This window comes from Novosphingobium sp. 18050 (assembly GCF_902706195.1).
Taxonomy (GTDB): Bacteria; Pseudomonadota; Alphaproteobacteria; order Sphingomonadales; family Sphingomonadaceae; genus Novosphingobium.
In genome coordinates this window covers 103,560-123,667 of record NZ_CACSJO010000015.1, presented here as the reverse complement: position 1 = coordinate 123,667, position 20,108 = coordinate 103,560, and the positions used below count along the sequence as shown (strand labels likewise).

18 protein-coding genes are annotated in these 20,108 nt (G+C 65.2%); 9 read left to right on the top strand and 9 right to left on the bottom strand.

All coding sequences use genetic code 11. The features are described from left to right. Window positions 1–88 precede the first annotated feature (88 nt). From GVL61_RS15480 to GVL61_RS15455, 6 genes are read left to right on the top strand one after another with little or no spacing between them, the layout of a single operon-like run. On the top strand, window positions 89–274 hold the full coding sequence (locus tag GVL61_RS15480; protein WP_159981553.1) for a hypothetical protein: 186 nt from the start codon (window positions 89–91) through the stop codon (window positions 272–274). After that, window positions 268–1,386 carry a phosphoribosyltransferase domain-containing protein gene (locus GVL61_RS15475; RefSeq protein ID WP_159981552.1) on the top strand — a complete coding sequence of 373 codons (1,119 nt, stop codon included), beginning with the start codon at window positions 268–270 and terminating at the stop codon, window positions 1,384–1,386. Before GVL61_RS15480 ends, GVL61_RS15475 begins: the two co-directional genes overlap by 7 nt. Next, window positions 1,386–2,132, top strand: coding sequence for a hypothetical protein (locus GVL61_RS15470; RefSeq protein WP_235037723.1), 747 nt, complete (start codon window positions 1,386–1,388; stop codon window positions 2,130–2,132). Before GVL61_RS15475 ends, GVL61_RS15470 begins: the two co-directional genes overlap by 1 nt. Then, complete coding sequence (locus tag GVL61_RS15465; protein WP_235037722.1) at window positions 2,122–3,228, top strand: cysteine protease StiP family protein; 1,107 nt, start codon at window positions 2,122–2,124, stop codon at window positions 3,226–3,228. Before GVL61_RS15470 ends, GVL61_RS15465 begins: the two co-directional genes overlap by 11 nt. Beyond that, on the top strand, window positions 3,225–4,148 hold the full coding sequence (locus tag GVL61_RS15460) for an HpcH/HpaI aldolase/citrate lyase family protein (protein WP_159981551.1): 924 nt from the start codon (window positions 3,225–3,227) through the stop codon (window positions 4,146–4,148). The genes GVL61_RS15465 and GVL61_RS15460 overlap by 4 nt, the downstream gene beginning before the upstream one ends. Before the next feature lie 16 nt (window positions 4,149–4,164). After that, complete coding sequence (locus GVL61_RS15455; protein ID WP_159981550.1) at window positions 4,165–4,956, top strand: AIM24 family protein; 792 nt, start codon at window positions 4,165–4,167, stop codon at window positions 4,954–4,956. Between the two features lie 2 nt (window positions 4,957–4,958). On the opposite strand, the gene GVL61_RS15450 is transcribed toward GVL61_RS15455, so the two are convergent. Together GVL61_RS15450 and GVL61_RS15445 are read right to left on the bottom strand one after the other, a co-directional pair. Continuing rightward, window positions 4,959–5,429, bottom strand: a complete 471-nt coding sequence (locus GVL61_RS15450) for a hypothetical protein (protein WP_235037721.1) — start codon at window positions 5,427–5,429, stop codon at window positions 4,959–4,961. Window positions 5,430–5,485: 56 nt separating this feature from the next. Then, the gene (locus tag GVL61_RS15445; RefSeq protein ID WP_159981549.1) at window positions 5,486–6,370 is read right to left on the bottom strand and encodes a toxic anion resistance protein; all 885 of its coding nucleotides are present in this window, start codon (window positions 6,368–6,370) and stop codon (window positions 5,486–5,488) included. A 238-nt stretch (window positions 6,371–6,608) separates the two neighbouring features. Between GVL61_RS15445 and GVL61_RS15440 the strand changes: the two genes are divergently transcribed. Then, a complete protein-coding gene (locus GVL61_RS15440) occupies window positions 6,609–7,505 on the top strand; it encodes a pirin family protein (protein WP_159981548.1) in 897 nt (298 codons plus the stop codon). Window positions 7,506–7,516: 11 nt separating this feature from the next. Next, complete coding sequence (locus GVL61_RS15435) at window positions 7,517–7,900, top strand: OsmC family protein (RefSeq protein WP_159981547.1); 384 nt, start codon at window positions 7,517–7,519, stop codon at window positions 7,898–7,900. A gap of 54 nt (window positions 7,901–7,954) precedes the next feature. On the opposite strand, the gene GVL61_RS15430 is transcribed toward GVL61_RS15435, so the two are convergent. From GVL61_RS15430 to GVL61_RS15410, 5 genes are all read right to left on the bottom strand, one after another. Then, window positions 7,955–9,262, bottom strand: coding sequence for a M20/M25/M40 family metallo-hydrolase (locus GVL61_RS15430; RefSeq protein ID WP_159981546.1), 1,308 nt, complete (start codon window positions 9,260–9,262; stop codon window positions 7,955–7,957). Window positions 9,263–9,330: 68 nt separating this feature from the next. Beyond that, window positions 9,331–11,949 carry an AAA family ATPase gene (locus GVL61_RS15425; RefSeq protein WP_159981545.1) on the bottom strand — a complete coding sequence of 873 codons (2,619 nt, stop codon included), beginning with the start codon at window positions 11,947–11,949 and terminating at the stop codon, window positions 9,331–9,333. Then, complete coding sequence (locus GVL61_RS15420) at window positions 11,946–13,073, bottom strand: DNA repair exonuclease (RefSeq protein WP_159981544.1); 1,128 nt, start codon at window positions 13,071–13,073, stop codon at window positions 11,946–11,948. Before GVL61_RS15420 ends, GVL61_RS15425 begins: the two co-directional genes overlap by 4 nt. 102 nt (window positions 13,074–13,175) lie before the next feature. Beyond that, entirely contained in the window at window positions 13,176–13,886 is a 711-nt protein-coding gene (locus tag GVL61_RS15415) for a dienelactone hydrolase family protein (protein WP_159981543.1), read from the bottom strand. A 326-nt stretch (window positions 13,887–14,212) separates the two neighbouring features. Further along, window positions 14,213–15,250, bottom strand: a complete 1,038-nt coding sequence (locus tag GVL61_RS15410; protein ID WP_159981542.1) for a patatin-like phospholipase family protein — start codon at window positions 15,248–15,250, stop codon at window positions 14,213–14,215. A 279-nt stretch (window positions 15,251–15,529) separates the two neighbouring features. Here GVL61_RS15410 and GVL61_RS15405 point away from each other — a divergent pair, with 279 nt between their 5' ends. Continuing rightward, window positions 15,530–16,327 (top strand): transporter, encoded by a 798-nt coding sequence (locus GVL61_RS15405; protein ID WP_368667124.1) that lies wholly within the window; start codon window positions 15,530–15,532, stop codon window positions 16,325–16,327. A gap of 51 nt (window positions 16,328–16,378) precedes the next feature. On the opposite strand, the gene GVL61_RS15400 is transcribed toward GVL61_RS15405, so the two are convergent. After that, window positions 16,379–17,431, bottom strand: a complete 1,053-nt coding sequence (locus GVL61_RS15400) for a tyrosine-protein phosphatase (protein WP_159981540.1) — start codon at window positions 17,429–17,431, stop codon at window positions 16,379–16,381. Between the two features lie 16 nt (window positions 17,432–17,447). Then, window positions 17,448–19,997 (bottom strand): TonB-dependent receptor, encoded by a 2,550-nt coding sequence (locus GVL61_RS15395; protein ID WP_235037720.1) that lies wholly within the window; start codon window positions 19,995–19,997, stop codon window positions 17,448–17,450. Window positions 19,998–20,108 lie beyond the last annotated feature (111 nt).

The window sequence follows — 20,108 nt, the reverse complement described above, 5'->3', positions numbered from 1 at the left end:
CGTTTTCGCTTGTCGGTGATGGGCAGGGCGGCGATCTGCCGATCCTGGCGCTGATCGCGCTGGGGGCGGATCGCCGCACCGCGCGGGCTTGCGGCCCGGTGCGGAGAACATCAACTTTGGCATCAACGGGGCCATCATCCTCAGTTTTCTGGATTCCTTCGGCATCGAACCGCCGATGGCTCAATATTGCCCCACTGGCCCAAGCCAGATCGGCCGCGCCGCCGCGGTGCGGCAGGCGCGTGACACGATTGCCCGGATAACCTGCGAATGCTGACCCCTGCCACCAATACCCGTTCGATCGTCCTGCCGACCGGGCAGATCGACATTACCGTAGACGAGGCTGTTTGGCCTCTCGACGATTTGTGCGACTTTGCCGCGCGCGAAAACCCGAAGCGCGGTTTCCTCGTCGTCTCGCGTGTGCTCGGGCGCCACCTGCCGGTTTCGCCGAAGGTGATGCGCCGCAGTGTGCGCGACCTTGCGGCACGTATCCCGTCAGACTTGCCGGGACCGGTTCTGGTACTCGGACTGGCGGAGACCGCCGTTTGTCTCGGCCAGACGGTGCATGAGGAACTGCGCCTCCAGACTGGGCGGGATGATATCCATTTTCTGCATTCGACACGCCAGCAACTGGGTGACCAGCCGCTGGACAGTGCGCTGCTCTGCCGCTTCGAGGAACCGCATAGCCACGCCTCTGCGCACCTGATCTATCGCAGCAATCTGCCTGCGCCGCGTTCGCTGGTCATCGTCGATGATGAAATTTCGACGGGCACCACCACCTGCAACCTCGCTCATGCGCTGGTTGCCACCTGTCCCGGCGTTGAAGAGATCGTCGTTGCCGTGCTGACGGACTGGTCTGCGGGCCGTGGCTGGCAGGAGCGGATGCCGCGCCCGACCAAGGTCGCTGCACTATTGAGTGGCCATCTCGAATGGACCCAGGGCGAGACTATTGCCGCCACTGCCGCGTTCGACATGGCCGCAGCCTCGCTTGGCCGGATGGCTACGCACCGCAATTTCGGGCGGCTCGGGCTGGAGGCCTCGGTCGCGCCGCTGCCGCAGACGCAGCTGCCGCCGGTAACAGGCCCCTTGCGCATCGTTGGCACCGGCGAGTTCACCTACCTTCCGTTTCGCCTTGCGGAACGTATGGAGGCAGAGGGGCACGATGTCGTCGTCCAGGCGACCAGCCGCAGTCCCGCGCGGGTCGGCGGGGCCATGAAAACAAAGCTGAGCTTCTCCGACAATTATGGAACCGGCGTGCCCAACTACCTCTACAATGCCGATCCGGCGGACGGGCGAACCACATGGATCGCGCATGAGACCGGCGCAGGCACGATCGATCCCGTGCTTGTCGCGGCGCTGGGTGCAAGCGTGATCGGCTGGAATGCCTGATGCGGGCCATTGCTCTTGTCGATCTCGACGACACGCTGTTCCAGACCCTGCGCAAATGTCCGCCCGACGTGCCGCATGACCGGCTGACGCCGCTCGGCTTCACCCGGGACGGTGATCCGCTGAGCTACGCGACGCCCCGCCAGATGCGCTTCATCGAATGGTTGGCCGAAACGACGCATATGGTCCCGGTTACCGCGCGCAGCCTCGATGCGCTGCGCCGCGCGCGGATTCCCTTTGCGGCGGCGGTCTGTGCCCATGGCGGCGTGGTGCTGGACGAGGCCGGCGAAGCGGATACGCAGTGGGCCGAGGGGATCGCCGCCCATGCCGCCCGTCATGCGCAGGAACTCGCCGGGCTGGCGCAGGCCATCGCCGCCGAGGCTGAGACGCGCGGGGTCGCGATCAACGCGCGCGTGCTGACCGAGGGGGGCGTGCCGCTCTACACCCTGGCCAAGCACGTTCATATGGATCACGAGGCGATGTACGCCGTCGTCGACGCAGCAGTGCCGTCGCTCCCGCCGGGCTGGACCGATCATCGCAACGGCAACAACGTGGCACTGATGCCGCCCTATCTGGGCAAACAGCATGCGGTGGCGCACATCCTGCCGGGCCTGCGCGCGCGGTTCCCCGATGCGACGGTGATCGGTATCGGCGACAGCATCACCGATGCGCCGTTCATGGGTCTGTGCGACTTCGCGATGATGCCGACGCGCTCGCAGCTTGCAGGAGACATGTTCGGTGTCCGCTGACATGTGTGAAGTGGCCGTACCCGCCTTTTCGGGCAGCTACGATCCGTCTGACGTCACCTTCCTGCTCAAGCCGGTTACGATGGCTCCGACTGCCGTTGCCGACAAGGAAGCGGCGATCCAGTCCGGCCGCCGCCACTATTCGGAGATGATCGCGCCCGAGCCGCTGCCGGATGCCGAATACCTTGCGCTGTACCATTCAGCTCTGGCGCGAAATGGTGCGCGGCTGGCTCAGGAAGTGGCGAACCTTACCGCCGGGTTGGCCGAGCGCCGGCCTGGGCGCGAGATCGTGCTGGTGTCGCTCGCGCGGGCAGGCACTCCGATCGGCGTTCTTCTGGCGCGGACGCTGCGCGCGTGGGGGCATAGCGCCGTTCACTATTCGGTCAGCATCATTCGCGATCGGGGCATCGACCAGACCGCGCTGGCTCATATCGCTGAACGGCACGATCCGCGCAGTGCGGTGTTCGTCGACGGGTGGACGGGCAAGGGCGCCATCGCGGGCGAACTGCGGGCTTCACTGGCGGCAAATGCGCTGGGCTTCGTGCCCGAACTGGCGGTGATCGCGGACCCCGCGGGCCAGGCCGATATCGCCGCGACGGATGACGACTATCTCATCGCCTCCGGGCTGCTCAACGGGATCGTATCGGGGCTGGTGAGCCGCTCGATCCTAAATCCGCAGTACGTGGGCGAGGGGGATTTTCATGCCTGTGTCACGTATCCCCACTATGCCCATGCCGACTTGTCGCGGGCTTTCGTGGATACCATTGCACCGCTCGCTGCGGCGGCCACGCCCTTGTCGATTAAGGGGCATGCCGTTCGGCGCGGTGGGCTGATGGCCGGGTGCGAGGCCATGCTGGAATCGCTGCTGGCGGGCTGCGCGGCGGGGGACCGCAACCGGATCAAGCCGGGCATAGCCGAAGCAACCCGGGCGCTGTTGCGGCGGGTTCCCGAGCGACTGCTGGTCCGCGATCCCGGCGATGGAGACGTTGCACATCTCCTCCACCTTGCCGCTCGCCACGGGGTTCCGGTGGAGCGCCTGGACAAGCAATCACAATATCGCGCCGTGGCGATCATCCGCGGCCTGGGAAACGAGTCATGAGCGTCACGGGTTCGATTTCGGCCATTTCGCTGGGCGCGACGCTCTACATGCCGTGTCTCCGCGACGATCTCTTCTCGGCGCTGATCGGGGTGCGGCGCATACCCGGCCTGCGTTCGGCGGTGCTCTGCCTTGAGGATTCGGTTCTCGAACGCGATCTGCAGCTTGCGCTGACGCATCTGGCGGCGCTGCTGCGCACGCTGGCCGCGCGCGAACCAAGCCAGGCCGATCCGCTGATTTTCATACGTCCGCGCTCCGCCGCGATGCTGGACCATATCCTGTGTATGCCCGGGGTGGAACAGATCGACGGCTTCGTGATCCCCAAGGCTCATGCCGATACCATGCCTGCCTATCTGGCCCTGCCGTTGCATGACCGGCACCGATTGATGCCGACGCTGGAAACACGCGAGGCGTGCGATGCTCAGGCGATGCGCCGGTTCCGGGATCAGTTGCTGGCGGTGCAGGACCGCATTCTGGCGCTGCGGATCGGCGGTAACGACCTGCTACAGGCGATGGGTCTGCGCCGGGCATCCCATCGTACCGCTTATGAGGGACCGCTGGGCAACATCATCGCCAACCTCGTTGCCGGTTTCGCGCCCTGGGGTTTTGCGCTCAGCGCGCCAGTAATGGAGCGTTTCGCCGATACTGCCCTGCTACGCGAGGAAGTGGCCCTCGACATCGAGCATGGGCTGTTGACCAAAACGGCCATCCATCCCGCCCAGATCGGCGTGATCCAGTCCGCGCTGGCGGTGCCGGCGGACCAGGCCGAGGAAGCGCGGATGATGCTGGCTGAAGATAGCCCGGCGGTCTTCGCACGTGAGGGCGTGATGTGCGAACCGGCCACCCACCGCGGCTGGGCGGGGCGGTTGCTTGAACGGGCGGACCTGTTCGGGATCGCCGATCCGTTGCCGCTGCGCGCCTGAGTAAGGAGATCATACGATGAGCGCGTATCGCACGAAGATCGACGAACAGAGTAGTTCCGGCGTCCGGTTCGAACTCTATCAGTTCGCCCGCAAGAGCCACGCGCTGGGGCCTTCGCTGCATCTTCCCGCCGCAGCGGCCAGCCAGGCCGCCCCGATGGCCCAGCTAGTGCTTCCGCACGCCGCCACCGCCCGGCAGGTGAGGATCATCCTGGAAGGCGGCGCTGCGCTGCTCGAACCCGGCGCCTTGCAGTACGCGCACGGCAAGCTGCAGGTCGACGTGCAGAAGAATGCCGGTGCCGGTAATTTCCTCAAGCGCGCGATCACTTCGGCCGGCTCGGGCGAGAGCGCGTTCGCCACGCGCTATTCGGGGCAGGGCGAAGTCTGGACCGAGGCGACCACCAAGCACTTCATTCTTGCCGCGATGGACGGGCCGCAGGATGCGCTGATCCTCGACGACGGCGCCTTCTACGCCTGCGATGCCAATATCGCGCTCTCGGCCCACGTGCACCGCTCGGTTCAGGGTATCCTCTCGGGTAATGGCCTGATGCAGCCCAAGCTCACCGGCTCCGGTGCTTTCGTGGTAGAAGCTCCCGTGCCGGTCGACGAGATCGAGGTCATCGAACTCGACGGGCAGAACGAGCTGATCGTCGACGGCGATCTGATGCTGATGTATTCTGCTACACTGCAGGTCGAATTGCGTCCGCTGGTGCGTGGCCTGCGCAACGCGATGCGCACGGGCGAAGGCCTCGTCTATTCGTTCAGGGGGTACGGCACCGTCTGGCTTACCCCGACGATGCGGCTGGGCTGACCCTAGCGCAGCGGGTCGTCGTCGCCATAACGGTGCTCGATGAAGCGCAGGTTGTCGGCGAAGCTGTCGAGGTCTTCCTGTGCCAGCGATCGTGAAAGCGTCTCCAGCCGAGAAATCATCCGCTCGAACCCCTGATTGAGGTTGTAGCTCGCGGACCGGCCGGTCTGGCGGAAGATTTCAGCGCGGTGCGAAGCGGGAATCTCGGCGTAGCTGGTGACCAGTTGCGGCAAATGGCTATCCCGCATCTGGCGCACCTCGGTGACCGCGGAAACCATCAGGCTATCGTCCTGCGTTCGCGCTTCTATGTCGGCGATCAGCGACAGCAGGCGCGCAACCAGCGGACGGGAGGCATCCGGCAGCCGGGGGTCCTCGGCCGATATCGCGGGCTTCGGCGCCTCTCGCGGTGCCGCGGGCGGCGCAGGAGGCGTTCCGCCGCCGAGCCAACCCGCCAATCGTTCCAGGAAACCGGCCACATTCACATCCTATTCGAGCGTCACGCCTGAGCCTAGACCAAGCCGACCGGGCCGCGCTAGGTTTCTTGGCGAGGAGATCGGGGATCGCGCGCCGTGGCCTGCGCGGCATTGATCGCGCGGCGGATCTGCGCGGCGGCATCCTCCAGCGCCCTCTCGACGTCACGGCCTGAGTTGGAGGCCTTGCCTGCCGCTTCCACCGTGTTTTCCAGCGCCTGCGCCTGCCGGGTGAGGTCGTGACTGCCAGCCACGGCCTGCCGGGCCGCCAGCGCGGTGCGCATAGCTGCAACGCTGGTGTCGCGGGCGCGGTCGATGGCCTGTGCCAACGCGCTCTGTCCGTCCGCCACGAGTTGCAGGGCAAGGATGCCCTGGCGCGTTACGGCGATCTGCGTGAGCAGATCCTGCTCCCGTGCCAGCAGCCGTTCGGGGACGGTTTCGCGAAGGAACACCGCCTGCGCCGGCTTGGCCAGCGCAAGTTCGCGTGCGGCCGATTCAGAGGCGAGCCCACATGCGCGGACCAGTTGCAGCGCCTCATCGAGCGCATCATCGGCGAGTTGCAGTTTTGCCCCGTCGCCCTCAATGCCGATCAATGTGCGGGCGATTGCATCCCGCTCCCGTTCGAGACTGGCCACCAGGGTATTCAGGCTCACCGGATCCGGCGCCTTGTCCGCTACGCGCGCGGAGAACCACAGGCGCCTGCGCGGGGCGGGGGCTTCGAACGTCTCGGCAAGGGCTTGAAGTTCCAGCAGGACACCATGCGCCGAAGTCGTGGATGAAGTGCTGCGCTCAAGCCGTCCGCTGGCCTGCGATGCGTCGCGGATGGCCTGTCGCCCCAGTCCGTCGATGGCGGCAAGGACGTCGTTTTCGCTGCGGACCAGCCATTGTCTCAGCAAAAGTCGGGCTTCGGCGCGGGCATCCGGGGGTCGTTTCGACTCAGAGGTCACTAATTACACTTCCTCGAACCGATCCTGACTTCGTACTTAGATAGGAAGGCGTGAAATTTCCATACCGCGTTGGGTGCAGGGCTGCGGGACGGCGAGGCGGTGGGCGGCGATGCCGACATTTCGAGAAAGTTGAACGGTTGGATCGATCTTATCGGTCTGCACTAGAACATCCGTGGTGGGTAAGACGGTTTCAAGAGGACGATCCCTCATCAAGACGTAATGCGAAAGGCTTGCTCCCATGACCGTTCACTCATCAGATATCGAAGGCGTAGATCTCGTGATCCTCCCCCCGGTCCGCGATTTGGGCGACGGTTTTCAGGTCCGCCGCGCGCTGCCCAGTGCGCAGCGCCGGATGGTCGGCCCGTTCATCTTCTTCGACCAGATGGGCGAGGCGGTGTTCCGTGGCGGCGAAGGTCTCGATGTTCGCCCCCATCCGCATATCGGCCTGTCCACACTGACCTACCTGATCGAGGGCGAGATCCTGCATCGCGATTCGCTCGGCTCGCTCCAGGCGATCCGGCCGGGTGAAGTGAACTGGATGACCGCGGGCAGCGGTATCGTCCATTCCGAGCGAACTTCGGCCGAAAACCGGGCAACGGGTGGCAAGCTGTTCGGCCTGCAGACATGGATCGCGCTCCCCCGCGAAGTTGAGGAGGTCGATCCCGCCTTTACGCATCACAAGGCACGGGAAATGCCCGTGACCGAAGACGCGGGAACGCGCCTGACCCTGCTTGCGGGTAGCAGCGACGGCATGGTTTCGCCGCTCAAGACCCATTCGGACATGGTCTATGCGGATATCGTGATGCAGCACGGCTCGCGCTACCGGGTAAAGGCGGAACATATCGAGCGCGCGGTCTACGTCGTGTCCGGCGCGGTCGAGGTGGAGGGCCAGACCGGCGCCTTCCCGGCCGGGCAACTTGTGGTGTTCAAGCCCGATGCCGAAGTAGTACTCCGCGCAGATGGAGCCACGCGGCTTATGCTGCTGGGCGGCGAGCCGCTGCCTGAAAAGCGCCACATCTTCTGGAATTTCGTATCTTCCTCGGCCGATCGCATCGAACAGGCCAAGGAAGACTGGAAGGCCCAGCGTTTCGCAGCCGTGCCCGAAGAGCACGAATTCATCCCCCTCCCGGCCTGAGGAACAAGACCATGGCACATGGAACCGCACATATCGGCGAAACTCCCTGGCGCACCGAGATCATCGTGGGCGGCCACGCTATCACCGCTGACGAACCAGCGGCGCTTGGCGGGCAGGGGGTTGGCCCCGCGCCTTACGATCTGCTGCTTGCCAGCCTCGGCGCTTGCACAGCGATCACCTTGAAGATGTACGCCGCCCGCAAGGGCTGGCCGCTGCAATCGATCGACGTTGAGCTGAGGCTATCGGGCGGCAAGGCAGGGATGAGCATCATGCGCCAGTTGGCGATTGTTGGTCTCGATGACGAGCAGGAGGCCCGGCTGGCCGATATCGCCGAACGCACGCCGGTAACGTTGACGCTCAAGGCGGGCCTGCCCATCGAGACGCATCTGGCGTGAGCCGCGCAAGAGTCCTTGCCGCTTGATGGGCAACGTCCGTTCTCAAACGGACTTTCAGCGCTTCGCCTTTTCCCCCGCGAGCCGCGACATGAGCAGGGCGGCACGCTTGGTCTGGCGCGGGAAGCTGGAGAGGTCGACGCGCTCCTCGGGTGTGTGGTCGCCGCTGCTTGCGGGTCCCAGTCCCGCCAGCCCGTCGACATATTGCGCTACGAAGCTGATGTCCCCGGCGCCGCGCTTCAGAGGATCGAGTGCGGGCATTCTTGCCAGGCCGAGATCGGCGTTGATCGTGTTGAGCCTGTCCAGCAACGCTTGGTTGCCGGGGGTCGGCGCCATTGGCGGGTAGCCGTCCTTGAAGACGATCCGCGCATCGGTTTGCGGCAGATGCCGGGCGACGATGGCTATCATCTTTGCTCTCACCCGGTCGACCTGCTCCGGCGTCAACCCGCGAAAGTCGCCTTTGGCGATGGCGACCGGCGGGATGATGTTGGTCTTGCCCGTCGCCTTGATCTCAGCCTCGTCGGGGCTGAGCGCGGCCGTCGCGCCGCCGCCGACGATGCCGATGTTGAAGGTGAGGTTGGGCTCGGGCAGTTCCTCGCGGAAGCTGTTGATTATCCGCGCCAGTTCATAAACCGCGCCGTAGCCTGTCTCTGCCGAGAAGATACCGCTGGAGTGTGCCGTCTGGCCGCTGGCTGTGATGGTGTAGTCGCCCGCTGAACGCCGTGCGACCGAGCCATTGTCCAGCCCGTCCGCGATCACAAGTCCTTCGAAGTCGAGCGCGACATCGGCGCGCTCGCCCGCTGCGATCAGGTCCGCCCGCGCGATATCGATCGGCTCGCCCGCCGCTTCCTCGTCCCCGGTCAACACGACCTCGACGTTGGCGCCGCGCAGGGTTCCGGCTGACTTCATTGCCCGCAGCGCTGCCAGCATCACGACGATCCCGCCCTTGTCGTCCGCCGCGCCGGGGCCGTGCAGCTTGTCGCCCTCCCGCTTTGCGATGTGGAAGGGCGAGCCAGGTTCGAAAACCGTGTCGAGGTGGCCGATGAGCAACATGCGGGTAGTCCCCGGCTTGCCCTTGTGCACTGCGATCAGATGGCCAGCACGGTTGACCGCGTCCATCGGCACCCATTTCACCGTGAAGCCGAGGCTTTCGAATTCGGGCGCCACCATGTCGCGGACTTTCCGCACGCCCTCGACATTGCGGGTGCCGCTATTCTGCGCGACCAGTTTTTCGAGTAGCGCAAGGTCGCGCGCCTGCCCTTCGTCGGACGCGGTGACGATGATCTGTTCAGGCGCCGAAAGCGCGGCGAGCGCCGGCGCCGGAGACAGGAGGAGCGTCAGGGCGGCGAGAGGGGCATGGTTCATTCGCCCACGATAGCCGGGCCGTCAGCGGGCGCAAGGATATGAAGTGAAAGCCAGACGTATGGCGCGCCTCAGAGCCGGATGCGGTTGCCCGGAACGTGGCGGAAGGCACGTTCGCGGCAGGTCAGCAGGATCACCTGCATGCGCTGCGAGGCTTCGACGATCAGCTCGATCATGGCGTCCAGACGGGTATCGTCGGCATAGACTAGCGGGTCGTCGAGGATCAGCGAGACCGGGCGGCCTTCCTCCAGCAACATATCGGCGAAAGCGAGGCGGGTGAGGATGGCGAGCTGTTCCTGCGTGCCGCGCGAAAGCTGCTCGCAAGCCTCCTCCGTGCCGCCGCGCCGGATTGCCGCAAGGCCCAGATCCTCGCCGAAAGCGGGTTCACCGCCGGGCAGGATGCGCCCGACATAACGTGCTGCGCGTGCCGCCACGGGGCCGGTGATGGTGCGCGCCGTTTCGATCTGCGCTTCGCCAAGAGTGTCGCGCAGAAGGCGCAGGGTTTCGGCCTCCTCCTCGATGCGGGCCAGAGCGGCGCGTGCGGCAAGGTCCTCCTCGCGTGCGGCGGCGGCGTGTTCGGCAAGGCCCTTGCCGCCTTCGCTCTCCACTTTTGCTTCGAGCGCGGCGATGCGGGAGGTCAATTCGCCGCGGCTGTCTTCGGCGGCCTTGCGGCGCGCGGCGAGCGTGGCAATGCGGCGACGCAGGGCGTCTTCGTCGAAGGCCTGTGCATTGATGCGGGCCTTTTCCAGTTCGACCGACGCAGTCGCCCCCGCTTCGCGCGCGGCGGGAAGCGCGGTATCGAGCGCCGCGAAATCGGAATGTGCGGCAAGCCGGGTCAGTTCATCGGTAATGCCGGCAAGGTCGTTGAGCGCGGTCTGCTCGTCGATGGCGAGCGGGGTTTCGGCCTTTTCAGCCGCGCGCAGGTCGTCGTCGGCCTGCTTCAGGAAGGCTTCTGCGCGGGCATATGCGGTTTCGCACGTCTCGGCCACCTGTTCGAGGTCTGCGACGGGCCGCGTCTCGGCGCTTTCGTCCGCGTCCGTCAGGGGGTGCGCGGCGACGAAGACCTTGAGCGCATCGGCTCCCGCGGGCAGGCCCAGATCGCGGTCGACCGGGGCGGCGGCGGCGATGCGCGCGGCGAGCGTTTCGGCGCTGCGCTGCGCTTCGCGGGCGGCCTCGTTGCGGGCATGGCCCTGGGCAAGGCTTTCCAATTGCCACTGTGCCAGCAGCGCAGCCTGCCGCGCGGCTGCCTTTTCGAGTGCAGCCTGCGCCCCGGCCAGCGCCTGCGAGGGACGCAGCACGAGTTCACCACCGCCCGGCAAGCCGATGCGGGTTTCGCGCGTCAGCGTCCATTCGCCGGGTGTCATCGGAGCGCCGTCACGGGTGAGTTGGGCGGCCGGGCCGACCAGTTCCACGTGGGTGCCGTCCGCCTCCAGCAGAGTGCGGTGGCGGATTGCCTCGCGCTCGCCCGCTTCCAGATCGGCGAGGACTTCGGTGGGCACGCGGTGCGCGGCGCTATCGCCCAGCGCTTCCCGCTCGGCCTCCAGCGCCAGAATACGGGCATGGCGTTCGTGCGCGGCGGCAACCGCCTCGCGGCGCTGGCGGGCCGCATTGCGGGTGCGCGCTTCGGCCAGCGCGGCGCGGGCATCGCTGCGTGCGGCACGCGCTGACGTCAGCGCTTCGCCGGCCTGAGCCGCCTTGTCCCGCGCTTCGTCAAGGCGTTGGGACAGGGCGCTGCGCTCGATCCGCGCCTTGTCGCGCCGTGTCTGCGCAGCGGCCTGCCGGGTGAGCGCCTGACTATTGCGGGCTGCGAGGTCTTCCAATGCGGCAAGACGCCCGGTCGCGCTGATGGCTTCGGCCTGCCGCGTGGCCAGCTGCTGGGCGGCGCTGCGGGCGGTATCGAGCCGCGCAAGCAGGGCAGCGCGTTCCTCAGCGTCGTGATCGTCTTCCAGTTCACGGCGCAAGGTAGCGAGCTGGGCACGCACTTTCGCCAGGTCGTCAAAAGCCGCTTCCAGCGCGGCTTCCCTCTGCTCTGCCTCGGTCAGTGCGGCAGTTGCTGCGGCGGCGCGCTGCTGCGCTGCCGTGTAGCGCCCGGTCGGTCGTCCGGTTGCGGTGAGGTATTCGCGAAATTGCCCCTCAATCCGACCACGCACGCGTTCGAAGGCGGCGCTGCCAAGGATGGTCCCGGCCTCGCCCTGCAGCGTGACGCCGATCAGGTCGCGCACGCGCTCGCCCGGCGGGGTTACCGAAAGGCCGTCCATCTGCGAAACCCAGAGCATGCCAAGCGCGCCGGCCATCCCGGTATCGAACCCGCGCCCCTGTTCGAAGCCGAGCAGCCGCTGCAGCGCGTCTTCCGCTTCAGACCCCTGACTGCGCCCGCGTGGGCCGGACAGTTCGGCCATGGAGCGGCTGATGAACCGCTTCTTCAAAGCGTAAGCCGCACCGTCGACCTCGAAATCGAGCGCGATTTCCGGGCCTACCTCGTCGCCGTGAGGCTGGAATGAGGTGATGAGCTGGGTCTTCGAATTGTGCTTGAGGAATAGTCCGGCGCGCACGGCTTCAAGCAGAGTGGACTTGCCGGTTTCGTTCGGTTCGATCACGATGTTAAGCCCGTCCGTCAGCCCGGCGATCTCATGCGGGGCGCGAAACTTGCGGAAGTTTTCCAGCGCGATGCGGCGCAGCAAAAGGCTCATGCCGCATTCTCTCCGGTAAGCGTTTCTTCACGCAGGGCTTCGACGAAAAGGCGCTCCAGCGCACGCCGCGCGCGCGGTGCATCGGCGCCGCCCGCTTCGACCCGTTCACGCAGCATGGCCCCGGCGCGGCCCAGCATCCCCTCGGTCGACAGCGCGGCGAGATCTTCTTCCGAAGGGCGGGCGACGACATCGGCGTCCCGCACGTCGAGATGCCGCAGTTGATGCATGAGATCGTCCTCGATCCGGCGCAGCATCGCCACGCGGTCGGTCAGCGGCACGATCCCCGCCAGCGAGAGCTGGAGCAGCGTGGCAGCAGGTTCGCAGCCTGCCAGCAGGTCGCCGCACAGGGCGGAAAAGCCTACCGCATCCGCTACCGTCCAGTCGCGTGTCAGCCACTGGAAGCGCCCGGTGCGCAAGGGAGTGACTATCGGGGCCGCGCGCGGTTGCACATCGACGAGGAGGCAGTGCCCCGGTTCGTCGCGGCCGAAACGGTCGGTCTCGGGCGTGCCGGAATACCATGTGCGCGCGTCCACCGTGAGCATGCCGTGCCAGTCGCCCAGCGCCAGATAGTCGAGGTTGGAGCGGCGGGCGCGGTCGGGTGCGATAAGGTTCTTGGCCTCGCCCTGCGTGCCGAAATCGCGGATCGAGCCGTGTCCCACGCCGATGCGCAGTCTTGCGCCGGGGGTGTCCATCCGGTCGAACGCCTCGGTCGGATCGTCGAGGGTGTGGCGGTGGATTAGGGGGGCGGGCAGCAGCCAGGCGCCGTCCTCGATTTCGTGGGGGAGCGCCTCGGCCAGCACGGTGACATTGGCCGCGCCGCGCCGACGAACGCGGTCCCACAGACCGCCGTTGCGGGCGAAATCGTGGTTGCCGGGAAGCAGCCACCAGCGGCAGTCGTGGCGTGCCATGCGCGTCACCGCCTGGACGATGGTGCGATCGTCAGGTCCTTCGGTGTCGAACACGTCGCCAGCGACGATGACGTGGCCCGCGCCGTGCTGCGCGGCGGCCCGGCCGATGGCGTCGATGGCGTCGAAGCGCGCCTCGGTGAGCGCGGCGCGGGTGACCGCATCGAAGCGGCCGAAGGGCTTGCCGAGCTGCCAGTCGGCGGTGTGGATGAAGCGCATGGGAAAGGCCTTAGCAGGGGATGAGGACAGGTGCAGGCCTTATCCACATCCCCGGTGCGTCAGGAACGGTCGTAGGTCCATGACAGGCCGGGCGATGGCGTTTTAGAAGCTCTCTTCGAAGAAGTTCACCATGGCCTGCCAGCTGCGGCGGTTGGTATCGGGCTGGAAGCCGAAGGTCTTTTCCGGGTTGAGCGGGTTGTTGTCGGCAGTGAAGCCGTGGCCGGTGTGGCCATAGGCGATGAGCTGCCAGTCGACACCCGCCTCGGTCAGTTCGGCAGCGAGATCGACGGTCGCTTCTGGCGAGCAGAGCGGATCGTTCCATCCGTGGCAGACCAGCAGCTTGGCGACCATCGGGGCATTGGCGAATTCGGGCGCGTCGTAGACGCCGTGGTTGACCACGCCCGCCAGATCGACACCGGCCCGCGAAAGGTCGAGGACGCATTTACCGCCCGCGCAGAAGCCCACCGCAGCCACGCGGCCGGCCTTGACGCCGGGCAGCTTGAACAGTTCGGCGTGGTGCGCCAGCAGCTTGTCACGCATCAACGCGCGGTCGGCGGTCAGTTCCTGCAGCAGCTTGCCGCCCGATTCCATGTCGGTGCCGCGCTTGCCCTGGCCGTAAAAGTCGACGACGAGTACCTTGAAGCCTAGCGCCGCGACCTTTTCTGCCTTGGCAAAATCCCATTCCTTGGTGCCGAGGAAGTTAGGGAAGAACAGAAGGCCGGGCTGCTCGGCCGCGGTCGGATCGTAGACCGCCATGGCCTCGTAAGTTCCGCCGGGAGCCTCGTATACGCGCATATGCCGTTCGATGGTCATCGTCGACCTTTCATTCGTGAGTGAACCGGAAGGCGTCGTACCATTTTATCGTCGCACGTCACCACCGCTTGCCGAGAAAGCAGCAGTTCGCCCTAGCCGGTCCTGAACGTGATGATCCTCCTACCTGCGCCGCGTTGGGGGCAAAAGAAAAGCCGGCCACAAGGGCCGGCTTTGAAAGTTTTGGGAGAGGATGCCTGAAAGGCGAGGTCCTTTTGGCGGATGCTGCGGTGCGTCACAAGTGCACGTTTTGCATGATGGAATTCGTTTTCTACAACACTAAAACGCAACTGCGTTTTTATGGGTCGGTGGGGTACAGGTGTCTTCCGCTATTTCGGCCCGTAGCGCTCGGCGAGATGGGCTGTGCTCGACTTGCCGAGCGGATTGCCCTCGTTAGCCACCCAGTTCGCAGCGGCGTCGCGGCCTTTGGCGTGCAGATGGATGAGCAGTTTCCACACCGGGATCATCTTCGATCGCGGGTGCATGGCGGACAGCGTCGGTTCGTCATGAATTTCATGGATGCGCAGTCGTTTGACCTTTGCGAGCAGGCCATTGCCGAACTGCAGGCGGCGGCCGACCGCGCTCTGCAACAGCACCAGTCCGCGCAGATCCTTGACCAGCGTCTGACTGAAATTCAGTTCGGTGAGCCGGTTGGAGATGTCGCCCGATGTGCGGGGCGTTATTTCGCGCGATGCCGGGTTTATCGTCACCAGCAGCAGGTCGTCGCTGGGGCTTTCCTGGACCAGTGAGAGGATCGGCGGATTGGCGCTATAGCCGCCGTCCCAATAGGTGGCGCCGTCGATCGTGACCGGCGGGAACATAAGGGGCAGGCAGGCTGAGGCGAGCAGGACGTCGACGGACATCTCCTCGTTGCGGAAGATGCGCGCGCCGCCGGTCCGCACGTCCGTCGCCGAGATGAACAGGCGCGGGGCCTTGTCGGAACACAGGGCATCGAAGTCCACGTGCTGTTCGAGAAGATCGCGCAGCAGTTTTTGCGCCGCGCTGCCCAGTTCGGGGGTGTTGGGCAGCGTGAAAGTGCCGAATGCGTTGGACCACCAGCTTGCAACCGCCTCGAACGACAGCGGGAACGCTTCGATCATCGGGATGAGGGGGCCGGCGTCTCGGCTCGAACGGCTGAGGGCTTTCCAGAAGGCCCATAGCGCCCGGCTTGCTCCCTGCCGCCCGCCAGTGGCAAGGCCGCTTGCCATAACGGCAGCGTTGATAGCGCCGGCGCTTGCCCCGCTTATCGCCGTGATCCAGATGCCATCTTCTTCGAGCAAACGTTCTATGACGCCCCAGGTAAAGGCGCCGTGGGCACCGCCGCCCTGAAGGGCGAGGTCCAGTTTGTGAAGGCGCGGTGCAGTCATGGGCGGTCGCTCGCTTTCCTTGCTGCGGCGCAGCATAAACGGTTAGGGCGATAGAGACAATCTTGGCCCGTCCAATTGTCGCGGCAGTGACGCAGAGCATTTGCCGGAGCCGCTTGTGCCGGTGCGTTTGCGCGAATTCGTCTTGCCAAAAGGCGACGATCCTGCCCGCTGGATGGTCAGTAAGGGCCGGATGTCCCAAAAACGCGTGTTTCTGGCGTCGAGTGGGAACTTGCCGGATGTCCGGGACATACTCCCTGGCGTACCGGGGAGGGAGATATGATGCGGATTGGCATAGTCGTTTTCGGAGCCCTTGCATTGTCGCCCATGGCGGCTAGCGCGCAGGAGCGTGAATTCTGCTCCGACCGGCCGGGTATGGGGACGCCCGCCTGTACGGTTTCGCCGGGGCAGGTCTATGTGGAAGCCGGTATTGGCGACTGGACGCTGGAGCGTAGTGCAGGGGAACGTGACGACACTTTCCTCGCAGGCGACTTTCTGGTCCGCTACGGGGTGGCAGACCATGCCGAAGTCCAGGTCGGCTGGACTGCCTTGGGGTTCTCGCGCGTACGGGACAGTGCGGCGGGCAGTGTCCAGCATCGCAGCGGCACGGGCGACGTGACGCTGGCCCTTCGCCGTAATCTGGCAGACCCGGACGGCTCCGGCTTTTCGGTTGCGGTAATGCCGTTCGTGACATTGCCTGTCGGACGGGAGCCGATCGGCGCCGGGGACTGGAGCGTCGGGGCGCTCGTGCCGCTTTCCTACGAACTGTCCGACAAGTTGAATATTGAGGCCACGACCGAGATTGATGCCGCCGTGGACGAAGACGGCAGTGGCCGACATCTGGCATTCAGCGAGGTGGTTGGCGCATCCCTGCAACTGGCGGAGACGCTGACGGCGACGGCCGAGTATCAGGTCATGGCCGACCACGACCCGCAGGGACACCAGGTGCAGCACCTCTCGGGACTGTCGCTGGCCTGGCAGCCGGGGAAGAACCTGCAGTTCGATGTGGGCGCCAATGCGGGACTGGACCGCGACGCGCCGGACGTGGAAGTGTATTTCGGCCTGTCCCGCCGCTTCTGACGGTGCTGCGAAAGCGAAGGCCTTCGGCAGCACCGCGAGAAACACGCAGGATCAGTCGAGCATGGTCGCCCGCAGCTTGGCGATGTCCTGATCGGTGAAGCCCAGTTGCTGCTTCAGGTAGCCTTCCGAGCCGCCGTATTCCTTGTCGATATAAGCGAAGAATTGCACGAGGTGCGAAGCGCCGCTCGGCGTGAACAGGGGCTCGGCACTATGCGGCTTGTCCTTGCCGCCCTTGAAGTAATACTGGACGATGAAGTTGCTTGGATAGTCCTTGGGATCGACCTTGGGCATCTCCCACTCTGTACGGCGCAGCGCGGTCGAGAGGTGATAGTCCTTGACGATGGTGTCGCGGTCTACGCCCAGCACGTCGTAGAGCAGCGCGGTGGCCATGCCAGTGCGGTCCTGCCCGGCCGAGCAGTGGTACACCACGGCGCCTTCGTCGGCGATCAGGCGGCGGAAGATGGAGCGGTACTGGGGGACCAGCATCTTCTCCATGCCCTTGTAGACGTTTTCGCCGTCACCCTTGCCGAAATTCGCCATGAGCGGCTTCATCGAATAATCGTTGGCGATGAACAGCGCGCCTGTGCGGTCGTCGAGCAGGTCGGGCGCTACCTCACGCTCTTCCAGCGAGCGCAGGTCGACGACGTTGCCGATGCCGAGCTGGCCGAGCAGGGCATAGTCCGCCTCGGTCAGGAGCGGCATTGCGCCGGAACGGAATGCCTTGTCCCACTTCACCGTCTTGCCGCTCTTGGTGACATAGCCGCCAATGTCGCGGAAGTTGCTGCCCTGCTGGAGCGGGAGCACGCGCTCTGCGACGACAGTGCGGTGCGCACCCTTACCTTCGAGGATGACGTAGCGGCGCTCCGTCACCGGGATCGGCAGGGTGAGCTTGCCGTCCTTGCTGGCGGCGGCGAACCGCGTGTCGCCCTTGTCGAGCAGGGTATCGGCGCTGATCCACACCGTGACGGGGGCGGTATCCTCGCGGGTAAGTTCGACGGTCCGGTCGTCAATCCGGGTGAGGACGGCCAACTCGCGCGCCGAGGCCGGTGAGGCTCCGAGCACGAGGGTTGCGGCGATAAGTGCGGTGCAGGTGGTCTTTTTCATTTTCAGGTCCTCCCTATCAGTAGCTGAAGCGGACGCCGAACAGGTAGCGCGCACCGATCTGCTCGACTTCCGTCGGGGTCGCGGTGGTGCCCTGATAGGCGATGTACTTTTCGTTCGTCAGATTGGCCAGATCGGCGAACAGAGTGAAGTTCTCGGTCAGCGCATAGCGCAGCGAGACGTCGACGTTCTCGTAGCCCTTGCGATATTCGCCGCTGCCCATGCCCCCCAATGTGTCCAGCCAGTCCGAGCGCCACTGGTAACTGACGCGGGCGGAAACGCCGTACTTTTCGTAGAAGACAGAGGCATTAGCGATGGTGTCCGACATGCCCTGGAAGGCAATGTTCTGCTCGGTGGGGGTGTCGAACTGGCCGTCGAGCAGGGTCAGGTTGCCCTGAAAGCCCAGGCCGTCCAGCGCGCCCGGCAGGAAGTCGAACTGCTTGAGCACGTTGAACTCGACGCCGTAGAGCTTGCCGCTCTTGCCGTTGTAAGTGCCGGAAAGCAGGTAGTTCGAACGGTCGACGCCGCCGAAGTTGTAGAAGTCGGAACCGACCGCAGCCTGCGTCTGGTACAGCACGTTGTCGACCCAGCGGCTGAAACCTGCGACCGAAATCATGCCGTTCCCGGGAAGGTAATATTCAATGCTGGCATCCGCCCCCCAGGTGTATTCCGGCTTGAGGAAGGGGTTGCCGCCGCCGACCGTGCCGGGATTGTTGCTATCGTTGATCGAGGCACCGACGCGGATCGCTCCATAAGCCGGGCGGGACACGCCGCGCTGGCCGGCAAGGCGCAGGACGAGGTTGTCGGTCGCATCGAACTTCAGGTTGAGGCTGGGGAAGAAGTCGGTCTTGCTGGTGCGGCGATCAAGCCCGGTATACGTGCCGCTGGCCAGCACCGAGCCGGAATTGTCGAGCACGTAATTCTCGACGCGCACGCCGCCCACTGCCGTCAGCTTGCCGGTTTCGAGGCGGGCCATGGCGTAGCCGGCCAGTGTCTGCTCGCGCTGGAAGTAGCGGTCGGTGCCGGGCACGTCGAGGTCCGGGTTGTAGAGGCCCGCCGTCTGCAGGCGGCCCAGCAGGCTGTCGATGTCGCGGCGCATCGCCACGTTGTCGACATAGTTGAGCTGGACGCCCAGCGGGAAACCCGTGTCCCAGGCCTTGTCGGTGACGTAGCTGTTGATGTTGAACGGCTGACCTACAGCGGCCCCGTTGGCGAGCATCGCCATGTTAGAGATCGACAGCGCATTGCCGCTGATGTCGCGGTCCACATAGAGGCCGCCGGCGGACAGGGTCAGGTCGCCCATCTGCTTCGACAGGTCGAGCTTGACGGTGTAGCTGTCGGAAATCGTCTTCTGGCGGCCGAGCAAAACATAGGCGCCGGCATTGCTGAGGCTCGCCTGGTTAAACGTGCCCGCGACATCGACGATGGGGAAGCGCGGGTCGCTGTTGTCATATGTGAAGTTGAGGTTGTTGGCGCCGCTGGTCGATGCCTGTACGAGCGGCAGGAACGTACTGTTTTCGGTGCGCGCATAGTTGAACTTGAACGAGGCGTTGAAGCCGTCGTCGCCTTCGTAGTCGCCGCCGATGGTGCCGATGTAGTTGCGGTTGCGGTATTCGCCAAAGTTGAAGCTGCCGCGCAGGGGCACGCCGGTCAGGTTGCCGCTGTCCTGTGTGCGGGTTCCGCTGGCCGCGCGGTCGAGGCGGAATTCGTACTGATTGCGCTGCTCGTTATCGTTGAATTCCGAGAAGATCGCCTTTGCATAGATGCGCTTGCCTTCTTCCGGCTGGTATTCGACGCCGGCGAAAAGGCCGTTGTTCCAGCGTTCGATCTCGTACTGGCGAACGTCGAATTCGGTCGGTCCCTTGGCGTCGTAGGCGCCGACTTCGCGGTTGTCGGTCAACTGCTTGCGGCGGTAGTGCGATCCGCCGACGACGAAACCGAACGTGTCGTTCGACCATGAAAGGCGTAGCGAACCTTGGCGTTGTTCGCCCTTGCCCAGGTCCATGAAGCCGTAACCCGCATCGCCCGAGACGTGCAGGCCCTTCTGCTCCATCGGCGAATAGGTCTTGAGGTCGATCGTGGCGACGACGGCGTCGGCTTGCAGGTTGGAGGTGAGCGACTTGTTGACCACCATCTGCGAGAGCAGCACGGCGGGGATCGCGTCGAAGCGGAAGGCGCGGGTATCGCCGCCTTCGTCGACGCCGACCATGGGCACGCCGTCGATGCTCACCGAAGTCCAGCGGTTGGGGGCGCCGCGCACCTGGATGTAGCGCTCCTGACCCTGATCGCGCTGCACGGCAACGGCCGGAAGGCGCGAAAGCGCGGCGGCGGCGTTCTGGTCGGGGAAGCGGCCCACTGCGTCGGAGGCGGCAATGTCCGAAAGGTTGTCTGCGCGGCGCTTGGCCGAAATCGAATCCTGCTGGGCCGACACGATCGAACCAGTGACGACGATGTCTTCGCCGACGTTCTCTTCCTCGTTTGCATGGGCAAGAGCGCTATTGGCGAAGGTGGCGGCAAAGGCGCCAGCAAGCGCGGTCGAACGCAAGAAGGTGGACATATGCAGTTTCACGATGTTTCCCCCGATTGGATGAGGGGCGGCTAGAACGGTTGTATGTAGCTATGGTGACACTATGGTCCGATTTGAATGCGGGCAAGGGGTGTACACTATTGCTCGATTGTG

Excerpts from the sequence above, each read along its gene's own strand:
- GVL61_RS15475 (WP_159981552.1), top strand. The coding sequence starts at position 268 with ATGCTGACCCCTGCCACCAATACCCGTTCGATCGTCCTGCCGACCGGG.
- GVL61_RS15470 (WP_235037723.1), top strand. The coding sequence starts at position 1,386 with ATGCGGGCCATTGCTCTTGTCGATCTCGACGACACGCTGTTCCAGACC.
- GVL61_RS15460 (WP_159981551.1), top strand. The coding sequence starts at position 3,225 with ATGAGCGTCACGGGTTCGATTTCGGCCATTTCGCTGGGCGCGACGCTC.
- GVL61_RS15455 (WP_159981550.1), top strand. The coding sequence starts at position 4,165 with ATGAGCGCGTATCGCACGAAGATCGACGAACAGAGTAGTTCCGGCGTC.
- GVL61_RS15440 (WP_159981548.1), top strand. The coding sequence starts at position 6,609 with ATGACCGTTCACTCATCAGATATCGAAGGCGTAGATCTCGTGATCCTC.
- GVL61_RS15435 (WP_159981547.1), top strand. The coding sequence starts at position 7,517 with ATGGCACATGGAACCGCACATATCGGCGAAACTCCCTGGCGCACCGAG.
- GVL61_RS15430 (WP_159981546.1), bottom strand. The coding sequence starts at position 9,262 with ATGAACCATGCCCCTCTCGCCGCCCTGACGCTCCTCCTGTCTCCGGCG.
- GVL61_RS15425 (WP_159981545.1), bottom strand. The coding sequence starts at position 11,949 with ATGAGCCTTTTGCTGCGCCGCATCGCGCTGGAAAACTTCCGCAAGTTT.
- GVL61_RS15420 (WP_159981544.1), bottom strand. The coding sequence starts at position 13,073 with ATGCGCTTCATCCACACCGCCGACTGGCAGCTCGGCAAGCCCTTCGGC.
- GVL61_RS15415 (WP_159981543.1), bottom strand. The coding sequence starts at position 13,886 with ATGACCATCGAACGGCATATGCGCGTATACGAGGCTCCCGGCGGAACT.
- GVL61_RS15410 (WP_159981542.1), bottom strand. The coding sequence starts at position 15,250 with ATGACTGCACCGCGCCTTCACAAACTGGACCTCGCCCTTCAGGGCGGC.
- GVL61_RS15405 (WP_368667124.1), top strand. The coding sequence starts at position 15,530 with ATGCGGATTGGCATAGTCGTTTTCGGAGCCCTTGCATTGTCGCCCATG.
- GVL61_RS15400 (WP_159981540.1), bottom strand. The coding sequence starts at position 17,431 with ATGAAAAAGACCACCTGCACCGCACTTATCGCCGCAACCCTCGTGCTC.